Annotated in this window: 2 protein-coding genes; both read left to right on the top strand. The window is 66.0% G+C overall.

Features of this window, described 5'->3' with window-relative positions; translation table 11 throughout:
- Window positions 1–76: 76 nt before the first annotated feature.
- On the top strand, window positions 77–1,855 hold the full coding sequence (locus tag VGI62_RS17050; RefSeq protein ID WP_331505727.1) for a cation:proton antiporter: 1,779 nt from the start codon (window positions 77–79) through the stop codon (window positions 1,853–1,855).
- 529 nt (window positions 1,856–2,384) lie between these two features.
- A partial coding sequence (locus VGI62_RS17045; RefSeq protein WP_331505726.1) for an OmpA family protein occupies window positions 2,385–3,453 on the top strand: 1,069 nt, incomplete at its 3' end.

Here is a 3,453-nt window from a genome sequence, read left to right as displayed (position 1 = left end):
CACGGCTTCCGGCGCGCGCGAGTTTCTCAAGGCGACAGGCGGCGCCATAGTCGTCGCCACCTTATCTGGAGCGCTCATGGCACCCCACGTCCAGCCCGGCGCCTACAAGGACGTGGTCCTATTCCTGGCGACCGCCGGCGTGGTGGTCCCGCTGTTCCGGCGCTGGAAGCTTAGCTCGATCCTCGGATTTCTGGGCGCAGGCGTGCTCCTGGGTCCGTTCGGCCTAGGCAGTCTGTCGCACATCGCGCCGTGGCTTTCGGCTGTGAGCATCGACAATCCCGACGATATCGCCCAGCTCGCCGAGTTTGGGGTCGTGTTCCTGATGTTCATGATTGGCCTGGAGCTATCGTGGGAGCGACTGAGAAGCCTGCGCCGGTACGTCTTTGGCCTGGGCGCGGCGCAGGTGCTTCTGAGCTTCGCCATCATCGCCGGCGCTGCGGTCACACTCGGCCAGAAGTGGGGAGCGGCCTTCGCCATCGGCGCGGCCTTGGCGCTCTCCTCGACCGCCATTGTCATGCCGATTCTGGCTGAGCAGAAGCGCCAGCATTCGCTGGCCGGCCGCGCGACGTTTTCGGTGTTGCTCTTCCAGGACCTCGTGGTGGCGCCCGTCCTGGTCGCCCTCACGGTTTTCGCTCGCCGCGGCGGTCCGGCTCTGTCGCCCGATGTTCTTCTGGCCTTTGCGCCCGCGGCGCTGGAGGTCGTTGGGCTGCTGGTGGTCGGCCGTCTGGTGCTGCGGCCGATGATGCGCTCGGTGGCCCGCGCCAAGAGCGAAGAGTTGTTCGTCGCCGCCTGCCTGCTGGTGGTGATCGGCGCGGGGCTGGTAAGCGCCCTGACCGGGCTTTCCATGGCCCTTGGCGCGTTCATCGCCGGCCTGCTGCTTGCTGAGACGGAGTTCCGTCACGAGGTCGAAGTCACCATTGAGCCCTTCAAGGGGCTGCTGCTCGGCCTCTTTTTCCTGTCGGTCGGTATCGGGCTGAATGTGCCGCTGCTGATGGCGCGGCCGTTGGTGGTGCTCGGAGCGGCGCTGGGTTTGACGTGCGTGAACGTGGGTGTGGTCTTCGCACTGGCGAAGCTTTTCGGCCTCCGCACCCGTGCCGCCGCCGAGGCGGCCCTTTTGCTAGCCGGTGCCGGCGAGTTCGCCTTTGTGATCCTGGGCCAGGCGATGGACCAGAATCTGGTCGACCGCGAAATCGGACAGGCGTTGCTGGTCGCCACCACTCTGTCGATGAGCTCAATTCCGGCGCTGGCGACCCTGGGCGGGCGAATCGGCGGGCGGAGCGTCTCGCCGACCGACTTGCCCGAGACGTTGGATGGCGCGCCGCTCGCGCCGCGCGTACTGATCGCCGGCTATGGGCGTGTCGGGAGACTGGTCGGCGAGATGCTCGGCCGCCATGAGCTTGCCTGGGTCGGGGTCGAACGGGACGCGCGATCGGTCGAGGCAGGGCGGCGGGCGGGAGAAGTCCTTTTCTACGGCGATGCGGCGCGTCCGGATTTCCTGGCCCGCTGCGGCCTCGCCGAAGCGACCGCGCTGGTCGTGACGATGGACGATCCGGACGGCGCAGAGGCCATCGTCTCGGTCGCCCGCGCGATGCGCCCGGACCTCACGATCGTGGCGCGTGCTCGCGACGCGCGCCACGCACAGAGACTCTACGATCTCGGCGCGACCGATGCGGTCCCGGAGACTGTCGAAGCAAGCCTGCAGCTTTCCGAGGCGCTGCTTGTAGAGATCGGCGTGCCGATGGGCCTGGTGATCGCCTCGATCCATGAGCGACGCGATGAATTCCGAAAGGCGTTCAACAGGCCCGAATCGCTTGGCGGACGCACACGGAAGGAGCGGGCGAGTCGTCGCGCCTAATCGGCGCCGAAAAGGCGCCGGAAAATCGTCCGCCTGCGTTGGATCGGGGGAACCAAGCGGCGCCGTCAACGTTGCAGCACTGGCGCGCTGGGGCGCCAAGCCAGGAGAGGGCCGGGGTGTCGCTTCCCGCGGAGCATTCAGAGAGCGGTTGACCGAATGTCGACGCCCTCCCGGCGTGCTTGCGCATCACATGCGGCGAAGAGGTAGATTTACAAGTCATTCCAAGACTATCAGCGGGAAATCGTCACCGAACGATGGGCTGTGGCAGTCCCCGCTGATGTCTCTCTAGAGCAATGGAAGACCTGGCAGGTCGCCGGACGCGCCAGTTTTCCCGCCAACAATGCGGTCGGGGCCCTTGTGAGGGTTGAACCGCAAGGCGATAGTCGTAAAGCGTCTGGCTTAGGCTCGGGGGTCTGCAAGATTGCGGTTCGAGTGTGGCTTCGGTGACACTTACGCAATCAGCGGGCCTTGATATAAGAAAAGCTGGGTCGTTTGGCCGCAGCGCTGAGGCAATGAGAGGGCTCGGAATATGAAGTTTAAACTCTTGGCAGGGGCAGCCATGGCCGCGGTGTTCGCCGCGTCTGGCGCCGCCGCAGAAGTGTATCTACCACTAGGCTGGTACGGTGCGGTCGACCTCGGCTACCACTGGCCGACCGGTTTCGAGGGCAAATCCTCCAATCTTGCCGCCAACAACAACCAGTATAACTGGACCTTCAGCCAGAAGGATGACTGGGCAGGTTTCGCCCGCCTCGGCTACGCGTTCACAGACCACTGGCGGGTCGAATTTGAAGCCGGCTATCGCCCCGGGGATCTCAGCGGCGTCCATGGCGGCTCGACCCAGGCGATCACGGGCCTCTGCACCGGCGGCGTGATTCGCACGGCCGCGGCGCCCAATTGCGGCCCCCCGGGCGGCAAGATTGAATCTTGGACGTTCATGGGCAATGTCATCTACGACATCCTGCCCGCTTCCCCGATCAATCCCTTCATCGGCGCCGGCGTCGGTGTGAACCACTTGAGCCTGACCGCTGACGGCCAGTTCTCCAACGTCACGGGCGTGATCACGCCGCTTAACGGCGCGAACCCGGCCTTCCAGAACCTGCACATCGACGACTCCGACACCACCTTCGCGTGGCAGGTTCTCGCGGGCCTGGCCTGGAAGGCGACTGAGCGCCTGAACGTCGACCTTACCTATCGCTACCTGGATGGCTCGGACGGGCACTTCGCTTCGACCGGCACGGCCGCTCTGCAGCCCGGCACGTTCCAAGGCCACTATTCGGACAACTCGGTGACCCTGGGTCTGCGCTATTCCTTCGCGCCGCCGCAGCCGCCGCCGCCGCCTCCCCCGCCGCCTCCGCCGCCACCCCCGCCGCCGCCGCCTCCGCCTCCGCCGCCGCCACCTCCGCCGCCGGCTTATGAGGCCAAGCAGTACATCGTCTACTTCCCGTGGGATCAGTACGTCCTGGTGCCGGAAGCCCAGACGGTGATCACGGAAGCGGCGACGTACGCCACCACCGGTCACGCCACCAAGGTCGTGGTGGTCGGCCATACCGACACCTCCGGTTCGGCGGCATACAACGTCCGTCTGTCGGAACGTCGCG

This window comes from Phenylobacterium sp. (genome assembly GCF_036495085.1).
Lineage (GTDB): Bacteria > Pseudomonadota > Alphaproteobacteria > Caulobacterales > Caulobacteraceae > Phenylobacterium.
Note: the sequence above shows the minus strand (reverse complement) of the source record. Positions and strands in the feature narration are given on the sequence as shown.